Annotated in this window: 15 protein-coding genes and 2 pseudogenes; 14 read left to right on the top strand and 3 right to left on the bottom strand. The window is 72.3% G+C overall.

Going from position 1 to position 20,774, the window contains the following annotated elements; all coding sequences use genetic code 11:
• Window positions 1-23: 23 nt before the first annotated feature.
• Window positions 24-464 (top strand): ectoine synthase, encoded by a 441-nt coding sequence (locus ACODT5_RS06225; protein WP_422518179.1) that lies wholly within the window; start codon window positions 24-26, stop codon window positions 462-464.
• A 57-nt stretch (window positions 465-521) separates the two neighbouring features.
• The gene (gene thpD / locus ACODT5_RS06230; RefSeq protein ID WP_422518180.1) at window positions 522-1,424 is read left to right on the top strand and encodes an ectoine hydroxylase; all 903 of its coding nucleotides are present in this window, start codon (window positions 522-524) and stop codon (window positions 1,422-1,424) included.
• 69 nt (window positions 1,425-1,493) lie between these two features.
• On the opposite strand, the gene ACODT5_RS06235 is transcribed toward thpD, so the two are convergent.
• Window positions 1,494-2,129 carry a hypothetical protein gene (locus ACODT5_RS06235; RefSeq protein WP_422518181.1) on the bottom strand — a complete coding sequence of 212 codons (636 nt, stop codon included), beginning with the start codon at window positions 2,127-2,129 and terminating at the stop codon, window positions 1,494-1,496.
• Between the two features lie 124 nt (window positions 2,130-2,253).
• Between ACODT5_RS06235 and ACODT5_RS06240 the strand changes: the two genes are divergently transcribed.
• The 4 genes from ACODT5_RS06240 (at window position 2,254) to ACODT5_RS06255 (ending at window position 8,960) form a co-directional block, all read left to right on the top strand.
• The gene (locus ACODT5_RS06240; protein ID WP_422518182.1) at window positions 2,254-5,040 is read left to right on the top strand and encodes an ATP-binding protein; all 2,787 of its coding nucleotides are present in this window, start codon (window positions 2,254-2,256) and stop codon (window positions 5,038-5,040) included.
• 179 nt (window positions 5,041-5,219) lie between these two features.
• The gene (locus ACODT5_RS06245; RefSeq protein ID WP_422518183.1) at window positions 5,220-7,007 is read left to right on the top strand and encodes a S8 family serine peptidase; all 1,788 of its coding nucleotides are present in this window, start codon (window positions 5,220-5,222) and stop codon (window positions 7,005-7,007) included.
• Window positions 7,008-7,250: 243 nt separating this feature from the next.
• Window positions 7,251-8,459, top strand: a complete 1,209-nt coding sequence (locus tag ACODT5_RS06250) for a phosphotransferase family protein (RefSeq protein ID WP_422518184.1) — start codon at window positions 7,251-7,253, stop codon at window positions 8,457-8,459.
• 87 nt (window positions 8,460-8,546) lie between these two features.
• On the top strand, window positions 8,547-8,960 hold the full coding sequence (locus ACODT5_RS06255) for a rodlin (protein WP_422518185.1): 414 nt from the start codon (window positions 8,547-8,549) through the stop codon (window positions 8,958-8,960).
• Between the two features lie 185 nt (window positions 8,961-9,145).
• Here the strand turns inward: ACODT5_RS06255 and ACODT5_RS06260 are convergent, their stop codons facing one another.
• Complete coding sequence (locus ACODT5_RS06260) at window positions 9,146-9,604, bottom strand: GNAT family N-acetyltransferase (RefSeq protein WP_422518186.1); 459 nt, start codon at window positions 9,602-9,604, stop codon at window positions 9,146-9,148.
• Window positions 9,605-9,975: 371 nt separating this feature from the next.
• On the opposite strand from ACODT5_RS06260, the gene ACODT5_RS06265 reads away from it, so the two are divergent.
• The 8 genes and pseudogenes from ACODT5_RS06265 to ACODT5_RS06300 form a co-directional block, all read left to right on the top strand.
• Window positions 9,976-11,238, top strand: coding sequence for a peptidoglycan-binding protein (locus ACODT5_RS06265; protein ID WP_422518187.1), 1,263 nt, complete (start codon window positions 9,976-9,978; stop codon window positions 11,236-11,238).
• Between the two features lie 409 nt (window positions 11,239-11,647).
• Window positions 11,648-13,576, top strand: a complete 1,929-nt coding sequence (locus ACODT5_RS06270; protein ID WP_422518188.1) for an ATP-binding cassette domain-containing protein — start codon at window positions 11,648-11,650, stop codon at window positions 13,574-13,576.
• Between the two features lie 296 nt (window positions 13,577-13,872).
• Window positions 13,873-14,691 carry a phosphotransferase gene (locus tag ACODT5_RS06275; RefSeq protein WP_422518189.1) on the top strand — a complete coding sequence of 273 codons (819 nt, stop codon included), beginning with the start codon at window positions 13,873-13,875 and terminating at the stop codon, window positions 14,689-14,691.
• Between the two features lie 53 nt (window positions 14,692-14,744).
• Window positions 14,745-15,452: pseudogene (locus tag ACODT5_RS06280) on the top strand (MFS transporter); the annotation flags it as partial.
• A 397-nt stretch (window positions 15,453-15,849) separates the two neighbouring features.
• Window positions 15,850-16,224: a hypothetical protein gene (locus ACODT5_RS06285; protein ID WP_422519663.1), complete on the top strand. Its 375-nt coding sequence runs from the start codon at window positions 15,850-15,852 to the stop codon at window positions 16,222-16,224.
• Window positions 16,221-16,820 (top strand): class I SAM-dependent methyltransferase, encoded by a 600-nt coding sequence (locus ACODT5_RS06290; protein WP_422519569.1) that lies wholly within the window; start codon window positions 16,221-16,223, stop codon window positions 16,818-16,820. Before ACODT5_RS06285 ends, ACODT5_RS06290 begins: the two co-directional genes overlap by 4 nt.
• Window positions 16,821-16,849: 29 nt before the next feature.
• Window positions 16,850-18,007 (top strand): bifunctional class I SAM-dependent methyltransferase/NUDIX hydrolase, encoded by a 1,158-nt coding sequence (locus tag ACODT5_RS06295; protein WP_422518190.1) that lies wholly within the window; start codon window positions 16,850-16,852, stop codon window positions 18,005-18,007.
• 14 nt (window positions 18,008-18,021) lie between these two features.
• A pseudogene (locus tag ACODT5_RS06300) lies at window positions 18,022-18,891 on the top strand (IS630 family transposase); the annotation flags it as partial.
• A 51-nt stretch (window positions 18,892-18,942) separates the two neighbouring features.
• Here ACODT5_RS06300 and ACODT5_RS06305 read toward each other — a convergent pair.
• Window positions 18,943-20,028 (bottom strand): pentapeptide repeat-containing protein, encoded by a 1,086-nt coding sequence (locus tag ACODT5_RS06305; protein WP_422518191.1) that lies wholly within the window; start codon window positions 20,026-20,028, stop codon window positions 18,943-18,945.
• Between the last annotated feature and the right edge of the window lie 746 nt (window positions 20,029-20,774).

Below are 20,774 nucleotides of genomic sequence, written 5' to 3' on the forward strand. Positions count from 1 at the left end.
CGCACACCACGAAGGGCACCACCATGATCGTCCGCTCGTTCCGGGACATCGAGGGAACCGACCGCCACGTCAAGGCGGCATCCGGCACCTGGGAGAGCAAGCGCATCGTCCTGGCCAGGGAACGCGTCGGCTTCTCCCTGCACGAGACCGTCCTGTACGCGGGCACCGAGACGTCCATGTGGTACGCGAACCACGTGGAGGCCGTGGTCTGCACGCAGGGCGAGGCCGAGCTCACGGACGACGAGACGGGCCTGACGTACACGATCACGCCGGGAACCATGTACCTCCTCGACGGCCACGAGCGGCACACCCTGCGCGTCAAGTACGAGTTCCGCTGCCTGTGCGTCTTCAACCCGCCCGTGACCGGCCGGGAGGACCACGACGAGAACGGCGTGTACCCGCTGCTCACCGAACCCGAACCCGAACCCGAACCCGAGTCCGAGCCCCGACCCGACCACGGCTGACGTAGGCAAGAACACAACGGACCAGAGTAGATCCAGAGAGGAGAGGCAGGCACCGCCATGACCTCCGTATCCACACGCACGGTGACCGACCTGTATCCGACCCGGGGCTCCGAGGAGGTGCTGACCGGCCGCGCGGACCCCGTCGTCTGGTCCGAGCCCGGCACGCCCGGACCGATATGGGCCCACGAGTTGGAGAGCTACGAGCGCGACGGGTTCCTGTCCGTCGAGGAACTCATCATCCCCGAAGAGACGGACGTCTACCGGGCCGAGATGGACCGGCTGCTCCGCGACCCCTCGACGCTGGCGGACGAGCGGTCCATCGTGGAGCCGAAGTCCCGGGAGGTGCGCTCCGTCTTCGAAGTCCACCGGATCAGCGAGGTGTTCGCGGCCCTCGCCGCCGATCCGCGCGTCGTGGGGCGCGCACGGCAGATCCTGGGCTCCGAGGTGTACGTGCACCAGTCCCGGATCAACGTCAAGCCCGGGTTCGGGGCCAGTGGCTTCTACTGGCACTCCGACTTCGAGACCTGGCACGCCGAGGACGGCCTGCCGAACATGCGCACCGTGTCGGTGTCCATCGCCCTGACGCCGAACTACACCACCAACGGCGGCCTGATGATCATGCCCGGCTCCCACCGGAGCTTCCTGGGCTGTGCCGGTGCGACGCCGGAGGACAACTACAAGAAGTCCCTCCAGATGCAGGATGCGGGCACCCCGTCGGACGAGGCGCTGACCAAGTTCGCCTCGGCCTGTGGCATCAAGGTCTTCACCGGCAAGGCCGGCTCGGCCACCTGGTTCGACTGCAACGCGATGCACGGCTCGGGCGACAACATCACGCCCTACCCGCGCAGCAACGTGTTCCTCGTCTTCAACAGCGTCGAGAACCGCCCGTCGAAGCCCTTCGCCGCCCCGGTGCGCCGCCCCGGATACATCGCCTCGCGGGACTTCACCCCGCTGCGCTGACTCTCGTACGGCCTCCCTGGCCTGCCCGGCCCGGCACCTGCCCGGCCGGGCGGGCCGGGCCGCGTGCGGCTACGCGGTGGGGGTGATGGTCAGGATGTTCCCTGTGATCCGCGCGACGAGGCGCATCGCGAAGCCGTTGTCGGTGAGGGTGTCGATGGACTCGTCCGGGCCGTCCGACGCGTCGACGATGGCGAGTTGAGCGGAGATCCACTCCTTCTGCCGCGTGGTCGTCTTCCCGTCCAGGGCGATGTCCGCGCACTCCGCCAGGGTGGTCGCGACCTTCTCCGACGTCGAGTTCAGGGCCATGCACTCGACGCGGCGCGCTCTGCCGTCCTCATCCCTGCTCGTCCGCACCCAGAGCGTGAACCCCTCCGGGAGGACCCGCTTCGCCTCCAACGGCCCCTGACCGTAGCGGCCCTGCCGGTGGACCTCCATGCCCCACCGTCCGGCGATCTCGGCCATCATCGCGTCGGCCCCGGGGCCGGGGAACGCAGGAGTGCTCCACGTCTTCGACGGCGAGGGCGAGGGTGACGGCGTGGCGGAGGCGGACGCCGACGCGTCCGGTGCCGCCACCGGCTTGTCCGACTGGCCGTCACCGACCGTGCAGCCGCCCAGCAGGAACACCGAGCACGCCAGCAGGCCCCCGGCCACGCGCAGGGGAACGGGGACGGCCGTTGATCCGGTCCGGCTGGTGTGGTCGCTCATGAGGCGCCACCTTAGCCCGGTCGGTCCAAGCCCTGCGCGGATGTTGTCGACAGTTCGTCGCGGGCGGCGCGGAGCTGCCGGGACCCCTACCGGGGGTCTGCGGTGCTGCGTAGACTCCACCCGCATGACTGCGGGGATGGGCGCATCGGTGCTGGTCGGACGGGATGCGGAGATTCGGGCGATGCGTTCCGCGCTGGACCGGCCGCCCGCCGTGGTGCTGATCGAGGGCGAGGCCGGGATCGGCAAGACGCGGCTCGTGCGCGAGGTGCTCGCGCGGCGGCCCGACGGCGCGGCGCGGGTGCTGTCGGGGAGCTGTCCGCCGCTGCGCGAACCCTTCCCGTACGGGCCGCTGTTCGACGTGCTGCGCACCCTCGCCCACGCCGTCCCGGCCGGACTCAGTCCGGTGTGCGGGGCGCTGCGCCCGTACTTGCCCGAGCTCGCCGAGCGACTGCCCGCGCCCTGCGAGCCGTTGCACGACCCGGCAGCCGCCACGCACCGGATCTTCCGTGCGGTGGGAGCGCTGCTGGCCGCCGTGTGTCCGGCCGTGCTCGTCGTCGAGGACCTCCACTGGGCCGACGACGGCACCCGTGACCTGATCCGGTTCCTGATCGAGGATCCGCCGCCGGGGCTCGCCGTCGTGCTGACGTACCGTCGGGAGGACCTGCCCGCGCCCGGGTTGCCGTTGGGGCGCGCCTATCGGCGCGCTGCCGGTCACGAGTCCCTCCTGATGCGGCTCGAGGCCCTCGACGCGGGCGAGGTGCGGACCCTGGCCGCCGCGCTCACGGGCGGCCCCGTATCCGCCCGGCTGGCGGGCGAGTTGCACGAGCGCACCGCCGGCATCCCCTTCGTGCTCGAGGAGTTCGTACGCGGGCCCGGCGCCCCCACCGCCGTGCCCGCCCTGCTCCAGGAGGCGATGGCCGACCGGACCGCCGGGCTGGACGCGCCGGCCCTGGCCGTCGTCCACGCGGCCGCGGTGCTGCGCGATCCGGCGCAGGAGGCGCTGGTCACCGCCGTTGCGGGGCTCGACGAGGAGGCCGGGGCCGGGGCGGTGGAGGCCGCGCTGCGGGCCGGGGTGCTCCACGACTGGGGCGAGGACCGGTACGGGTTCCGGCATGGACTGGCCCAACAGGCAGTGTACGAGGCCCTGCTGGGACCCGAGCGCCGACGCCTGCACCTGCGTGCCGTCACGGCGCTGGCCTCGCTGCCGGCGCCTCCGCTCGTACGGCTCGCCTTCCACGCCCGGCAGGCCGGGGCCGTGGAGGCCTGGCGCCGCTACGCGGAGGACGCCGCCGAGCACGCCCGGGAGATCGGCGACACGGCGCTCGCCGTGGAACTCCTCGAAGGGCTCCTCGACGATCCCGGGCTGCCTGCCGAGGACTGCGCCCGCCTCGCCCTGCGGCTCAGCCGCGCGGCCACGATCGGGCTCACCCACCGGCGCACGGCCCGGCTGCTGCGCCGGGTGGTCGACGACGGCGGAGCGCTGCCCGACGCGGTGCGCGGGGACATCCGGCTCAACCTCGGGCTGCTGCTGAACAACCAGGCGGGCGACCACCTCCAGGGCCGGCTCGACACCGCACGCGCCGTGGCCGAGCTCCACGAACGGCCGGCCCGCGCCGCCCGGGGCATGGCCGGGCTCGCCATGCCGACCTGGGGCGGGGATCCGTACCCCGTCTACCAGGAGTGGATCGGGCGCGCCGAGCGGCTCGCCGCCTCGCACGGGGACGAGGCGCTGCGGCTCGCGGTGCGCGGCAACCACCTCGTGCTGCGGATGAGCCTCGGCGAGGGGGTGGTCCGCGGCGAGGCGGAGGCCCTGCTCGCCGCGGGCGCCGCGGACCGGGCGGGGCGCCTGGAGCTGGCGCGGATGTGCGGGAACCTCGCGGACGTCTCGGCCTGGCTGGGCAAGGAGCCGGAGGCCGAGCTGTTCCGCCGGGAGGGCGATCGCATCGCCGCCGCCTGCGGGGCCCCGTACCTGCGCGGGATCATCGATGCGACCGTGCTGCGCCTGGAGTGGACCCAGGGGCACTGGGAGGGGCTCGGCGAGCGGGCCCGGCAGGTGTGGGAGGCGGCCCAGGGCGCTTCCGGGATCGAGTCGGAGGCGCGCCTCGTGCTGGGGCTCCTGGGCGCCGCGCACGGGGAGTGGGAGGAGGCCGGGGAGCACCTCTCGGCGGCGGCCCTGGGCGATCCGGAGAACGCCGCCTCGCCCGTCCTGGCCGCCGCGGGCGCAGCGTCCGTACGCATCCACCTCGCGCGGGGTCAGGCGGGCGCGGCCTGCGCCGAGGCCGACCGGGGGCTCGCGCGCGTCCGGCACAAGGGGCTCTGGGGCTGGGCCGCCGATCTGGCGGCCGCCGGCGTGGACGCGTACGTCCGGGCGGGCCGGGTCGCCGACGCGGGGCGGCTGACCGGCGAGTACGCCGAGGCCATCGCGGGACGCGACCACCCCCTGGCCCTGGCGGCGCTGCCGCTGTGCCGGGCGGCTCTGGCCCGGTCGGCCGGACAGCCTCAGGAGGCGTCGGCGCACTACCGCCGGGCGGCGGCGGAGTTCACGGCGCTGCGCCGGCCGCACAGCGCGGCCCAGGCCGTGGAGGCCGCCCTGGAATGCGTACCGGATGCCAGCGAACTGGCGCTCCTCGCGGCCGAGTTCGAGCGCATCGGGGCCGTACGGGAGGCGGCCCGGTGCCGGCGTGCGCTGCGCGGGAGCGGGCACGTGGCGGCGGCCCGGCGTGGCCGGGGCGGGTACGGCGAGGGGCTGTCGCCGCGGGAGGCGGACGTGGCCCGGCTGGTGGCCTCGGGCCGGACCAACCGGGAGATCGCCGAGCTGCTGTTCCTCTCGCCGCGCACGGTGGAGCAGCACGTGGCGAAGGTGCTGCGGAAGCTGAAGGTCAGCAGCCGCACGGAGGTACGTACTCCGTAGCGGCGGCCGGGCCGCGGGTGACGGCGGCACATAGGTACTCCCCCTGCTCCCCCCTGCGAATAGGTACTCCTACGGACCCGGATACGGATTGCCGTGCCCCCCGGGTGTCACGAGGGTGATCCCCGTGCCCCGGCCCCCACGCCGGGGCATCCAGGAACCCGATCAGTAGGAGCAGTTGGATGCGTGCACAGCGTGCGGCAAGAAGCACCCGGCTCGGGGCCATATGTCTCGGTGCCGCCACCGCGACCGTCCTCGGCCTGTTCGGCGCCGCCACCCAGGCCCACGCCGGACCCGCGGAAGGCCGGGTCCTCGGCGAGGGCGCGGCGGACACGGTGAGCGGCCGGTACCTCGTCGTCCTCGACGGCGCGCCCTCCCTGCGCGCCGCCGCCACCTCCGAGACCGCCGGGGAGGCGAAGACGCTGACGGACCGCCACGGAGGGGCGGTCCGTCAGCTGTACACGGCCGCCCTCAAGGGCTTCTCCGTGAAGGCGACCCCGGAGCAGGCCCGGCGCCTCGCCGCCGCGCCGGGCGTGCGCTACGTCCAGGCCGACACCGTCTTCCGCGTCTCCAGGACCCAGCCCAACCCGCCGTCCTGGGGCATCGACCGCGTCGACGGGGCGAAGGACAGCTCCTACGCCTACCCGAACGACGGCAGCGGGGTGACCGCGTACATCGCGGACACGGGCCTGTACCGCCAGCACTCGGACTTCGGCTCCCGCGCCTCCGCGGGCTACGACTTCATCGACAACGACGCGGACTCGGCCGACTGCCACGGACACGGCACGCACGTCGCGGGGACCGTGGGCGGCGGCGCGTACGGCGTCGCGAAGAACGTCAAGCTGGTCGGGGTGCGGGTGCTCGACTGCCAGGGTTCCGGTTCCACGGAGCAGATCGCGGCCGGGATGGACTGGATCGCGAGGAACGCCAAGAAGCCGGCCGTCGTGAACATGTCCCTGGGCGGCAGCGCCGACCGCGCGCTCGACGACGCCGTGGCCGGGGTCATCAACGCGGGCGTACCGGTGGCCGTCGCCGCGGGCAACGACAGCAAGGACGCGTGCAACACCAGCCCGGCGCGCCTGCCCGCGGCCATCACCCTCGGCTCCACCGACAGCAACGACGCCCGTTCCAGCTTCTCCAACTACGGTTCCTGCCTGGACCTGTTCGCCCCCGGCGGCTCCATCGTCTCCACCAAGATGGGCGGGGGCACGCAGACGATGAGCGGCACCTCGATGGCCACCCCGCACACGGCGGGAGCGGCGGCGATCTACCTCTCGGCGCACCCCGACGCCACCCCGCAGCAGGTGCGCGACGCGCTGGTGGACAACGCCCAGTCGGGCGTGGTGACCGGGGCCGGTTCGGGCTCCCCCAACAAGTTCCTGAACGTGACGAAGCTCGGCGCTCCCACCCAGCCCGGTGAGCCGGTCGCGGACTTCGCCGCCCAGTGCTCGACGTCGGCCGCTTCCTGCGCCTTCGACGCCTCGGCGTCCAAGGACCCGGACGGCTCGATCGCCTCGTACGCCTGGGAGTTCGGCGACGGTGCGAAGGGTGAGGGCGTCAAGCCGTCCCACGAGTACTCCGCCGCCGGGACCTACTCGGTCAAGCTGACCGTCACCGACAACTCCGGCCGCACCGCCACCGTCACCAAGCCCGTCACCGCCGGGACCACGCAGCCTCCGACGGGCACCCCGCCGACCGCCGCGTTCTCGGTGTCCTGCTGGTACCAGGACTGCTCCTTCGACGCCTCAACCTCCAAGGACTCCGACGGCTCGATCGCCTCGTACAAGTGGAAGTTCGGCGACTCCGCCACGGGCACCGGCGCCACCATCGCCCACCGCTACCCGGCCGGGCAGCGCAGCTACACCGCCGAGCTGACGGTGACCGACAACTCCGGTCTGTCGGCGACCGCTTCGCGCCGCATCGACTGCTACGGCTTCGGCACCGGCCAGTCCCTCTGCTTCGTCTCCTGACCCTTCCCGACAGCCCTTCCGAACCCTGCACGGCGACCCGTTCCTCCCCCTCCCCGGGGAGGGGCGGGTCTCGCGCATGCCCGTCGGGTGGTGCCGGTTCCTTGACCCCGGTCCAGAAGGCGCGTTAGGTTCACACTGAGGGAGAGCGCTCTCCCTCAGCCTTCGTCGGCCTGTCGAACCGCCGAGCCGCCGAGCCGCCGAGCCGCCGAGCCGCCAGACGCTCCGGAGCGGAGGACACCCGCGATGCAGCAGACCCTGACCGACGAACAGATCGCGCGCGCGGTCACCCACGCCCAGGGCCCCGGCGCCCGGGTCCTGCGCAGCCGGGAGCTGGCCGGCGGCACGTTCAACTCGGTCCACCTGCTCACCTTGGCCACACGGCCCGTCGGACTGCGGGACCGGGATCCGGACCGGGACGGGGACCCGGTCCCGGGAGAGCGGCCGGTCGTACTCAAGGTCGCACCGCCCGCCGGCACACCGCTCATGACCTACGAGGGCGAACTGATGCGCACGGAAGCCGAGTTCTACCGGCGCGCCTCGGCCGTGCCCGGCCTGCCGGTGCCCGGAGTCGTGGCGACCGGCTTCGACCGGAGTGCGATCGGCGCCGACTACCTCCTGATGACGCACCTGGAGGGCGAACCCTGGAACCGGCTCCGCCCCGGGATCGGGGCCGAGGACCAGGCCAGGCTGCGCACCGACCTGGGCCGCCTCGTCCGCGGGCTCCACCGCGTACGGGGTTCCTCGTTCGGCTATCCGTACGGGAATCCGCCGGCGGGCGCCGGAGCGGGCGCGAGCTGGCGGAGCGCCTTCCAGGGCATGCTCGCCGATGTCTGCGCGGACGCCCGCCGGTTCGGCGCCCCGCTGCCCGTCGACCCCGACCTCGTCCTCGGCCTCGTCCGGGAGCGGGGCCGGCTCCTCGACCAAGTGACGGCCCCCTCGCTGGTCCACTTCGACCTGTGGGAGGGCAACATTCTGCTCGCCGAGCGGGACAGCCGCCTGGAGATCAGCGGAATCATCGACGGCGAACGGTCCTTCTGGGGAGACCCGCTCGCCGACCTGGCGTCCACCGCGCTCTTCGACGACATCACCCGGGACCCGGCCTTCCTGTCCGGCTACCGCCCCGGACCAGGACCAGGACCAGGACCAGGACCAGGACCGCTCACCGCCGACGAACGCCTGCGCATCGCGATGTACCGCGCCTACCTGGCCCTGATCGTCCTGGTCGAAGGCGTCCCCCGCGGCTACGACCCGCAGGCGCGGGCGCCCCTCACCGACCTGGCCGCCGCCGACCTGGCGTCGGCCCTAGGGGGTGTTTCCCGGATCTCCGCGGCGTCGCGGGCTCTGGCACGCACGCTCCTTCTCCCGCGGAGATCCGGGAAACACCCCCTAGACCTCCTGCGACAGGCTCCGCCCGACCGCCGCCAGCCCTCCGCCCGGCCTGCAAACGGGTGAACTACCGCCACATGTGCCGGTCGCAGGCGTTGCCAGGGCGGAACAACCGACGGGTACCGCCCCGCTCCAACGAAGGATTTCCAGGCAATGCTGAAGAAGATGATGGTCACCGCAGTCACCACTGCCGCCGCGATCGGCGCCGGCGGCGCCATGGCCGCTCCGGCCATGGCCATCGGCAATGACAACGGGATCAACACCGTCAACGGCAACGGTGCCGTCCAGGCGTACGGCAACCAGAAGACCCACGGCCCGATGAGCCCGCAGCTCGCCGCGGTCCAGGGCACGCTGAACAAGCCCTGCATCGGCCTGCCGGTCAAGGCCAACGCGCAGTCGCTCGTCGCCATCCTCGTGAACGTCGGCGTCCAGGACGTCAACGTCCTCGCCAACCCGCAGAACCAGCAGTGCACCGAGAACTCCACCCAGGCCAAGGGAGACGAGCCGCTCTCCCACATCCTGGACAACATCCCGGTCCTGTCGGGCAACCTGTCGTCCGGAAGCTGACGGCCCTCCCGGACCAACTGCTCCAGACCCACTGCCCCTGACCCACCGCCCCAGACCGGCCGGCCCGGCCGCGGACGCCGCACGAGCGCTCCGCGGCCGGGCCGTCGGCCGTCCGGGCCGTCAGCCTTCCGATGTCCCGGCCTTCCGATCTCCCGGCCGACCGATCCCGAGCGCTGTCGCTTCGGTCAGCCGGCCGGAGTCATGTCGTAGGTGACCCACATCGTACGAGTGGCCAGTTGGTCGTACTTGGCCCGGGCGCGGTGGTTGTCGTCGGCCGTGATCCAGCGGACCACGCTCCAGCCGCGTTCGGCAGCGATCTCCCTCAACGCCGCGAGCAGCTGATCGGCGGCGCCGGAGCCACGGTGGGCGGGGTCGACGAACAGGTCGTCCAGGTACCCGCCGGTGGTGGCCGAGAGCGGACGGGCGAACGGGCGGTAGTGGGCCAGGCCGATCAGCCGGCCGTCCCCGTCCTCGGCGACGAGTGCGCTCACCTCGTGAGCGGGGTCGTTCACCCACGTCCACACGCGTGCGGCGGCCTCCTCGGTCTGCTCGACCCGGTAGAAGTCCGCGTAACCGCGGTACAGGGCGCGCCACTGCGGGAAGTCCGCGTCGCGGACTGCGCGGACGGTGATGGTGGTCGACATGATGCGCACTTTCGTCGTCGGGAGGGTCTTCGACCCGTCGGGAAGGGTCTTCGACCAAGGATCATGCCCTGCCCGCCCGATCCCCGGCATCGCCCGAATGTCGAAGCCCGCGCCCAGCCGGGGACGCGGCGTCCATTTCCAGGACCCACCGCGTTCCAGGACCCACCACGTTCCAGGACCCACCGCGCCGGGGGCTGCCTGCCGCACGTGCGCGCCGTGTCGGCCTCCATCGCGCTGACAGCGAAGCACGGCGCCCGGCGGCCCTTCCGACATGCCGGACACCGCCCCGAAGCACTTGAGCCCCTCCCGGCCCGTGATGGAGCATGATCGACTTGGGCGCTTATGCCCCTGTACGGAGGGATTTGCCACTCATGCCCCTGATCGCCTTCACCGAGATACGTCCGGCGGCGGACTGCCCCTGCCCGGGGTGCCGTTCCGAGCGCCGCTCCACCGCCGCCCGGCACACGCCGCGCAGGCGGGCCCGGGCCCTGGCCGTGGCCACCGTCGCCGGAGCCTGCGGCCTGGCCGTCACACCGGGGATCGCCGCAGCCGCACAGGCCGTCGAGACCGGCCGCACCCCCTTCCCCGACGGCACGCAGTCCACTCCGCAGGGGCCGGCCGGCCCGCTGGAGCAGGCCTCGACGAAGCGCCTGAGCGCGCCGGGGGCGGCCTCCACCACCCGGGCGGACATCATGCGCCGGGCTCAGCAGTGGGTCGACGCGCGGGTCCCGTACAGCATGAACGCCTACCGGAACGGCTACCGGACGGACTGCTCCGGCTTCGTGTCGATGGCCTGGGGCCTCGGCTCCAACCAGTGGACCGGCAGCCTGGACCAGTACGGGCAGCGCATATCCAAGTCCGAGCTGCGGCCCGGCGACATGCTGCTGTTCCACAACCCGTCGGATCCGGGCGCGGGATCCCATGTGGTGCTCTTCGGCGGCTGGACCGATGCGTCCATGTCCCGCTACACCGCCTACGAGCAGACCCGCCCGCACACCCTGAAGCGCACGAACCCGTACGCGTACTGGAACAACTCCTCGCGCTACGTGGCCTACCGCTACACGGACCTGCGCGAAGGCGGTGGCGGCGGCGGAGAGGACGCCGGCGCGTTCCCCGGGGCACGCGCCTTCGGCCCCGGGGCGAACAACGCCCACGTCACCCGGCTCGGCGAGATGCTCGTGGCGCGCGGTGGGGGCCGCTTCTACACCTCAGGCCCGGGACCCGTGTGGGGCCCCGCGGACCGGGCCGCCACCAAGGCCTTCCAGGAGGCGCAGGGCTGGCGCGGCGCCGAGGCCGACGGGACCCCGGGTCCGGCCACCTGGGCCCTGCTCACCGGCGGCAAGGGGCGGAACATCCCCTCCGCAGGCGGCGGATCGACCACCGATGCCGCGTTCCCCGGCGCGCAGCACTTCCGCCCCGGTCAGGCCAACGAGCACGTGGCCCGACTGGGCCGCCGTCTCGTGGAGCGCGGCTACGGAAAGCACTACTCCGAGGGGCCCGGCCCCCGTTGGTCCGAGAGCGACCGGCGCAATGTGGAGGCCTTCCAGCGGGCGCAGGGCTGGCGCGGTGCGGAGGCGGACGGCTACCCGGGCCCGGAAACCTGGCGCCGCCTCTTCGCCACCACCGGCCGCTGACCCCGCCCGTCCCCCTCCCTGCCCCTCCTCCGCCTTCCTCCTCCGATCTCCCTCTCCCCTTCCCCCGCGACGCCCACGGCGCGGGGGAAGGGGAGAGGGACCGCCCCCACCGTCCGTACCGATCCGGCTCCTCAGGGGTCCACAGCGTACGAGAAAACCCGCACTCTACAAGCGGGCCCGGCGTGATGCGCGCCAACGCACCCGCCGCCGTGCGGCGCTTGGGAACCTCGGCGATTCGGCCAACATCCTTTGGTGGCAGTGCCGTTGCGGGAGGCGGATCGGTGTAGCTCCCACGATCCCCCGCCCGCGCCGTTCCGGGGTTCCCGGGCCGACCGAAAGACGTGTGTTCGAAAAGCCGGGGCGGTCGTTGAGCTCACGACAGCGTCCGAACGGCGACCAGGGGGACCTGATGAGCGCATCCGAAGTACACGGCAAGCCGACCGGCGCTCCGCCTCCTCCGCCGCCCCTTTCCCCTCCTCCGTCCCCGCCCCCACCCCCGCCGCCTGCGGAGATCACGTACAGCGGGCAGTACTCCGTCAATCCGCTCGCCGAGGTCTCCTTCCGGAAGATGTGCGCCACGCTCCCGTCCGTCCTGGCCCGGATCGGCCGCCTGTCGTGGCGGACCGACCGGCGGGCCGTCCGGCTCCTGATCGGGTGCCAGGTCGTCACGGGCGTGTCCGCCGCGGTACTGCTGGCCGCCACCGCCCGCGCGATGGGGCCCGTACTCGGCGCCGGAAGCGCTGCCGACCGCCTCCAAGGGGCCCTGCCCGCACTGCTCGTGGTCGCGCTCGCCGCCGCGATGAACCGCGTCGCGGGTGCCGTGGCCACGTACGCCGAGCGCCGGATCACCCCCCTGCTGACCTCGGAGACCGACAGCACCCTGGTCGAGGCGGTCTGCCGGGTCGAGGCCGCGGCCTACGCGGGGGACGGCTTCTCCGACCGGCAGGAGGCGGCCGAGATGGGGGTGGTCCGCACCCACGTGATGGTCACCGACGCCCAGCGCTTCATGTCCTCACTGATCCGCCTGGTCACCGCCGGCAGCGTCCTGTCCCTGCTGAACGTGATGCTGTTGCCACTGCTGCTCCTCGCCGTGCTGCCCGCCGGCATCGGCGCTGTCCTGACCGCCCGCGTCGACTACGAGATCCACTACGCAAACATCAGCGACCGCAACGTGCGGGGGATGATGCGCTGGTGGGCCACGGCCTCCCAGTACGGCGACGAGGTCCGCGCCAACTCGATGACCGACTACCTCGTCTACTGGTACCGGGCCCTGTCCGACCGGTGTGACCGGCGGAACCTGGCGGCCGCGCCCCGTACTCTGCGGATCTCCCTGCTCTCCGCGCTGGCCGGCGGCGTCTTCCTCCTCGCGACCTGGGGAGCGCTCGCCTGGCTCGCCGTGACCGGCCGGATCGAACCCGCCATCGCCGCCACGGCCGTCATCGCCGTCCAGACCGCGCTCGCCGCCCTGTCGCAGGTCATCATCAACGGCGCCGCGGTCTTCCACACCAGCCTGTACCTCACCGACATGCAGTCCTTCCTCGACGAGGCCGCCGCCCGTGCTCCCCGGCGCGGACCACACGAGATCACCGGCCCGGTCGAGCGGATCCGGCTCGACGAGGTCGTCTACCAGTACCCGGGCAAGGACAAACCCGCGGTGGACGGCGTCTCCCTCACCCTGGAGCGCGGGCAGATCCTCGCGATCGTCGGAGCGAACGGCTCCGGGAAGTCGACCCTGACGCGGCTGATCACCGGGATCTACCTCTGCGACAAGGGCAAGGTCACCTGGAACGGAAGCGATCTCGCCGACACCGATCCGGGCACCGTCTGGCGCCTCACCGGCCTGGTGCCGCAGGAGTTCGCCAAATGGCCGCTGCGGGTGCGCGAGAACATCACGCTCGGCCAGCCCCGCACCCACGACGACGGGCCCGTGTGGGAGGCGGTCGACGCGGTCGGCCTGCGCGAAGCCGTCGAGGACCTCCCCATGGGTCTGGACAGCCTCCAGGCGCGCGACATCTGGGGAGGCGTCGAGTTCTCCGGCGGGCAGTGGCAGCGCGAAGCGTGCGCGCGGGCCCTGTACCGCAAGCCCGAGTTGCTGATCCTGGACGAGCCGACGTCTCAGATGGACCCGCGCGGAGAGCACCTGGTCTTCGAGCGGATCAAGGCCATCGCCGCCGACCGGATCACCATCATGGTCACCCACCGCCTGGAGAACACGAAGATCGCGGACCACATCATCGTGCTGGAAGGCGGCCGCATCTCCGAGCAGGGCCGCTATGACGATCTCGCCCACGGCGGCGGAACCTTCGCCGAACTGCTCGCGCTCTCCCAGGACCGCTGACCGGTTCCGGCCCCCCTCTGCCACACCTGGCCTGCCCGCCTCACCTGGCCTGCCCGCCTCACCCGCCCCACTCACCCTGCCCGCCCCACCCGCCGCCGACCAGCCCGGCGGACACCACCCGGAGCCCCGGAGGACCCGTGTTCCCTCACCTCGCCGCATCCGACGGCCGTGCGCCCCGCCCGCCCGGGGACCTCGCGCCCGAGCAAGAAGCCGACCGCCGCACGAGGCGGACGAGGCGGACGAAGCCCCTGCCGCCGGCGGTGCGGAGGTGGGCGGAGCAGCGGATCGGGCCCGTCGTGTCCGTACGCGATGCCTCGCACGGCTGGGACCGCTCCCGGGTGTGGGAGGTGGCGGGCGCCGACGGGGTGCACCGGTACGTGAAGGTCTCGCCCAGCGAGAAGTTCTTCACCCGTGAGACCCGGGCATACCGCCACGTGGTCCCCGCTCTCGGGCACAGCCGGGCACCCCACCTCATCGACAGCCGCGCCCAGGATCTGGTCCTGATGCTCACCGCGGTGCCCGGCGCCCCGGCGAAGGCGCTCGGCCTCTCCCCTGGTGACTGGCGGGCCGTACACCAGCAGGCCGGAACCCTGTGTGCCCGGCTGCACGAGGCCGGGGAGCTGGACCGCGCCGATCGGGTGGAGGCCGAAGCCTCCCTGAAGGCCGCCGCCGACGGGGCGGAGAAGTACCTGGCCCGCGCCGGTGACCGACTCACCGAAGGAGAGCAGCAGTTGGTCCGCGACCACGCGGCCCGGCTGCGCCGCCTCGGCCCGGTTCCCGTCGGCTACATCCACGGCGACAACCAGCCCAGGAACTGGATGGTGTCCGAGGGCGGGCTCGCTCTCATCGACTTCGAGCGGACCCGGCCGGCTGCCCTCGTCCAGGACCTGGTCATCTTGGCGGTCACCCAGTGGATCGACCATCCGGACCGCGAGCGGGCGTTCCTCCTGTCCTACGGGCGCTCCCTGACCGACGCCGAGCGGCATGCCCTGCGCTGCCTGACCGCGCTGGACGCGGTCAACTGCCTGGCCTGGGGCCCGGACAACAACGACGAGCCGGTCACGGCCCGGGGCCGACGGACCCTGGACCGGCTGATGAGGGAGAGCGGGTCGTGAGCGAGCATCGACGTCGGCCTCACCCCTCCGGAACTCCAGGGCGGTGAGGGCCCGTGACAGCCTCCGCCAGGACGACCAAGACGGCCGAGATCCGGAGGCCGACCCCACGGGCCCTGCGGCTGCTGGTCGCGAGCGAATGCACGAGCCTGTCCGGATCGGCGGTCAGCGCCGTCGCCATCCCCGCTCTGGCCGTGCTCGTGCTCCACGCCTCCACTCTCCAGATCGCCGTACTCGCCTTCCTCGGACAGCTGCCGAACGCCATCGTGGCGCTCCCGGCCGGCGCGCTCTCGGACCGCCACCCCAAGCGCCCCCAGATGATCGGCGCCGATGTGGTGGCCGCGCTGGCCCTCGCGACCATCCCGGCCGCCGCCGTGTCCGGCACGCTCACCATCGGCCAGCTGTACGCGGTCGCCGTCGTCCTCGGCATCGCCAAGATCGTGCACGGCGCGGCTTCGATCAGCTACCTGCCCGTCCTCGTCGAGCCCCACCTCCTCCAGCGCGCGAACTCCCGCCTCGGTGCGGCCTCGTCGGTCGCCGACAGCCTGGGAAGCAACCTGGGCGCCGCACTGATCGCCGCTGTCGGCGCGGCCCGCTCGGTGACCGTCGATGCCCTGTCCCACCTCGTCTCCGCCTTCCTCGTCTGGCGCATCCGCACCCCCGAGCCGGCCGCCGCGCGGCCCCAGGGCCGCCGCAGCCTCGCGCGGGACATCCGTGAGGGACTGCGCTACGTGGCCGGGCAGCCGACGATCCGCACGGTGATCGCGGCACTCTCCACGCTCAGCTTCGGACTGGCGATCATGAATACCTACTGGGCGTACTACCTGCTCGCCGTCCTGGACGGTGTCCCCGACGGCGTTCGGCGTGATCATGGGCGTCGGTGGCGCCGGCAGTCTGGCCGGGGCACTCCTCGCCCCGAAGATCGCCGCCCGCATCGGCATCGGGCCGACGATCATCGTCGGATTCGCGGTCAGCCCCCTAGGGCCTGTCGTCACACTCCCGTCGTCGCCCGAAGGGCGGCCGCGCGGCGTCTGGTGCGTGCTCTCGGCGTGCCGGGCGGAAGCCCGCGTACTGGACGTACTTGGCTTTCGCCCGGTGCGGCGAGAGCGCGTACCAGGCGTCGCGCGGCAGACGGGAGTTTGACGACAGGCCCTAGCACAGGTGCCCCTCCTGCTCGCCGGGCCCGGCCTTCGCTGGCAGACCGTCCTCGCCCTGGTGCTGGCCGTACAGCTCTTCTGGGCCACCGCGTCCGGGACGAGCCAGAGGTCCCTCAGGCAGACCATCTGCGACCCCCGTTTCCAGGGGCGGATGCAGGCCGCCAGCACCACGATGACCGCCGGCGTCCGACCGCTCGCCGCCGCGGCCGCCGGCGCCCTGGTCCTCCACCTCGGCGTACGCACCACCCTCACGATCGGCGCGCTCTTCCCACTCGTCCCCGTCGCCCTCCTGCTCCTCTCCCCCGTCCGTACCCTGCGCGACATGCCCGCCCCGCCCCCGCGCACACCACTGCCCTCCGCCCGCGAAGGAGCTTCATGACGACAGCCTCGACCTCGACGGCCGCCGCCGCGTATTGGAATCCCCTCTGGGCCCGAGGCCGCCGGTACCGGCAGCTCGACGACGCCGAGACACGGCTGCTGGACCGGCACCTCGGCCCCGGCCGAGGACGGCCGGCCCTCGACATCGGCTGCGGCGACGGCGCCCTGACCCGCCACCTCCACCATCGGCTCGGGTACCGCGCCACCGGGATCGGCTGTTCCCCCGGCGCCCTCGCGCTCGCCGCCGCCCAGGACTCTCCGGCGGCGCCCGGACCGCTGTGGAGATGCGCCGACATCGGGGCCGACGACCTGACCGCCCCGGCCGCCCTGCCGGACCCCGCGTACGCGGTCGTCACCTGCCGCCTGGTCTATCGGTGGCTCGACGACAAAGCGGCCTTCGTCCACCGTGTCCGCCGTCTCCTGGTACCCGGCGGGACCTTCTGGGTCGTCGCCGAGATCACCGGCCGCCGGAAGAGCTCCGACCCCCGCCAGAGCCTCGGGATCGGCCCGGCCGAGGCCGAGATCCTCACCGCGGGCTGGTCCGTGGTCCGGACCCATGACCTGGACGTGCTCCGCTGCTACGCCCTGCGCCCCTGACCGACCCCGCCCCGCTGGAGGACTTGTTGATGCACGTCGAGAAGCAGACCGCCGAAGTCTGGACCGCCTACGGGGCGCACCAGCTGACCGTGTGCCCGGACCTGCCGGAGATCGAGCGGTGGGACTGGGGCATCCCGGACGCCGGGCCCGGCATCGAGAGCCTCGGGAACGTGAAGGGGCTTCGCGTCCTGGACCTCGGCAGCGGACTGGGCCGCCATGCCGCACGCCTGGCCGCCCTGGGCGCCGAGGTCACCGCCGTCGACGCCTCCCCCACCCAGCACGAGCGCGCCGTCACCCGGTACCCGAGCACTCCCGGGCTCCGCTTCGTCTGCGCGGACGCCGTCTCCCACCTCCGGTACGCGGCCCCCTACGATCTGATCTACTCCGTCAACGGTCTGCCCTTCCTGGACCCCGGCCGGCTCCTGCCCGCGCTGGCCAACGCCATCAGGCCCGGTGGGCGCCTCCTGTTCTCCGCGTTGCACACCAACTCCCGCGGCGCCGGGCCCTCGACGGCCGTCACCCCGCGCCCGGAGGACTTGCGACTTCCCGGCACCACCCGGACCCACCCCGTCCACATGTGGGTCCTCACCCCCCAGCTGTGGGAGGACCTCCTGGTCGAGCACGGCCTCACCCTGCAGACGGTCACGGCGATCGACGCCCCACAGCCGGACAACGCCGCCTCCTACCGGCTGTACGAGGTCCGGCGTCCCCACAGGGTGCCGAGCCGGCCGCGCACCCACACTCCCCCGCCACCGCACGCGGTCGTGGGGGTCGGCGTGATCATCCACGGCCCGGACGGTGTCCTGCTGGGCCGGCACCACCGCGGCACCTTCGAACTTCCCGGCGGCTCCGTCGAGCCCGGCGAGACCTTCGCCGAGGCTGCCGTACGCGAACTCCGCGAAGAGGCAGGGCTCGTGGCCGACGCCGACGACACCGTCGTGCTGGGCACCCTCCTGGACCGGGTGGGTGACATCGTCCGGGTGACGGTTCCCGTCCTGGTCAACCGCTGGTCCGGTACACCGCGACAGTGCGAGGAAGTCATCGGGTCCTGGCGGTTCTGGCCCCGGGACGCACTGCCCCAGCCGCTGTTCGTGCCGACCGCCCAGTGCCTCGGCACCTGGGATCCGAGCCTTCTGCTCGCCCGTCCGCCCGCAGCCTTCCACCCGTCCGGCCCCGGACCTGCCTAGTGCTGTGACCGCGAGCCTTTGGCAGCACGGTCCCGGTCATCGCGCGTCTGGTCCAGGCGGACGAGGACACTGTCCGCGACGTGATCCACCGCTGCAACGAGATCGGACTCGCATGCCTGAACCCTCAGTGGGCGGGAGGCCGTCCCCGCCTGCTCAGTGGTGACGATGAGGACTTCGTCGTCCAGACGGCCACCACCCGGCCGACCCAGGTCCTTCACCCGCTGGTCGATCCGCAAGCTCGCCGATCACCTGCGACGCAACATCGCCCGCCCGATCCGGATAGGCCGCGAGGCCCTGCGGTGCTTACTGGCCCGCCGGAGGACCTCCTTCCAGCGCACGAAAACCTGGAAGGAGTCCCCGGATCCGGACATCGACGGCAAGCTGGAGCGGATCGAGTACGCGATCAGCGGCCCGACCGCACGTTCGCCTTCGACGAATTCGGCCCGCTGGGCATCCGCCCGACAGCCGGTTCCTGCTGGGCCGAGGAATCCCGTCCCGACCGACTGCCGGCCACCTATCGCCGCACCCACGGAATCACCTACTTCCACGGCTGCCACTCGGTCGGCGACGACAAGATGTGGGGCGTCAACCGGCTCCGCAAGGGCACCGACCACACCTGGGCGGCCCTGAGAACGATCCGGGCCGCTCGCCCGGACGGCGCCCCGATCTACGTGATCCTTGACAACCTCTCCGCCCACACGAACTGGCGGATGAAGCGGTGGGCGGTGAAAAACAAGGTCGAGCTGTGCTTCACCCCGACCTACGTCTCCTGGGCCAACCCCATCGAGGCCCACTTCGGACCGCTACGGCAGTTCACCCTCGCCAACTCCCACCACCCCAACCACACCGCCCAAACCCGGGCCCTGCACGCCTACCTCCGCTGGGGCGGACGACCCCTCAGTGCATCCGCCTGACGGACTACCTCGGTTGCAGCATCAGGCCGAATGCAGGGGTGGGACGTTCCTCGTGAGCGCGGCGGCTTGCAGCAGGATGCTCGGCTCGGCGCCGGGGTCCTCGACCATGACGACGCCGGCCGCCTGGATGTCGAAGCCTGCCGGCCAGATGGTGACGTCGCTTGCCAGCGCACCCTCCAGCTTCGCCCGTGTCAGGTCGGCACTGGTGAGGTCGGTCCCTCGGAGGTCAGCCAGTCTCAGATCCGCGCCGGTGAACTTGGCACCATGGCCCCGCGCCTTGCGCAGATTCGCTTCCCGCAGGTCGGCCCCCGAGAAGTCAGCCTCACGGAGGTCGGCCCTGACCATGCGAGCGCCGCGCAGGTCGGCTTCGATGTAGCGGCTCTGGTGGAGAATCGACGTCCCGAGCTCCACGTGCCGCATGTTGGCCGCGATCAGCGATGCCTTGGTCAGGTTGACCTGGTAGATGCTCGCCGCTTCCAGGCAGGCGCCGTCGAAGTTGACGTGGTGCAGCCACAGTCCGTCGCAGTCGGCCCGACGCAGGTCGGTATAGCTGACGTTGAGCCAGTCGGGCTGGCGTTCCTGACACAGGACTCCGAGGCCGGTGAGCGCCACCTGGGCATCCGGGGCACGTGTCTCCAGCGGAGGCACGGAGTTGATCGAGGCTTCCGCCGCCGGCGAGTCTTGCGCTTGCGGAGGCCATGGCAGGTGAGTCCGTAGGAACGAGGCCTTGATCGAGAGGACCGCCTCCCGGTCGTGAGCCGAATGGTCCGCGATCCGCCACAGTGCGTAGAGGCCGCCGATCCGCACGTCCGTCTTCTCGCTGCCGAGCTGGTCGACCGCCCGGCTGAAGCGGTCGGTGATGTGCCCCTCCCGGGTGGCGTTCAGCCCCTCCTGGTTGACCCTCAACTGCCGCCAGGTGGCGTACGCGCCGAAGAGGACGACAGCGCCACCGACCGCCTGCACGAGCGTCGTGCGTACGTTGTTCACAGCTGCGAGCCGTTCAGCGGCCGAGATCCTGGCCCCTCCGAGATCGCGCTCGACCACCAGCCCTGGCAGCACGACGACAACTACGGCCAGCGCGGCGAGCACGGCCAGCCCCGCCGCCACCGCGAAAAGAGCGGAACTGACCCGACGCCACCTAGAGGCGCCCGGTATGCGCCGCCTATGAGTAGATCCCCCCGCATCCATGCGTGCATGATCGCAGGGCGGCCCGGAAGCCGGTGTACCTATCCGGTCAGAGCACTAGGGCCTGCCGTGTTCAACACAACGTAACCAGCACCACAACGCCACGGAAGTCGGCACCGCGCGCACCCGCGTCAGGTGCGACTCCGCGGTTCCGCCCGTTCCGGCACGGGTGGACGCCCCGCCCCGGAGAGGTGACGAGCCATGCGTCCGGGGCCCGGGGGACACCGGCGCACCAGGATCGGCTCGCTCGCGATGGCGGGCCACGCGCCCGGGTGAACTGCGGGTTCCTACCTTTGTGGGCACGCCCCCATCCCTGCGGATCCCGGACGTGGTGCACCTGTACTCCACTCGCCGCAACCGGCCCGCAGGCCCGTCCGGCACCAGGCCGGAGCGTCGCCATCCGTCCCATCGGGACCACCTTCGAGCGGTACGACAACTCGCCCGACCGGTGCCACCACCCGCACGCTTCCGTCACGCTCCGTGCCGGAGATGTCCGAGCTTCTCCACCGACCAGATTCAGCCGATCTGCCTTTGGACGCAGCAACATTGACGATCAGTCAGCGGCGATAAATCACGGATGTTTGGGCGTGTCTCGGTACAGATCGGCGCGCGAACAACGACCGATTCCAGCCTCTGGCGGTCCTTGACGGTGAATGGGCGTTGTGCGA

Origin of the sequence: Streptomyces tatrensis (genome assembly GCF_049310065.1) — a bacterium.
GTDB lineage: Bacteria > Actinomycetota > Actinomycetes > Streptomycetales > Streptomycetaceae > Streptomyces.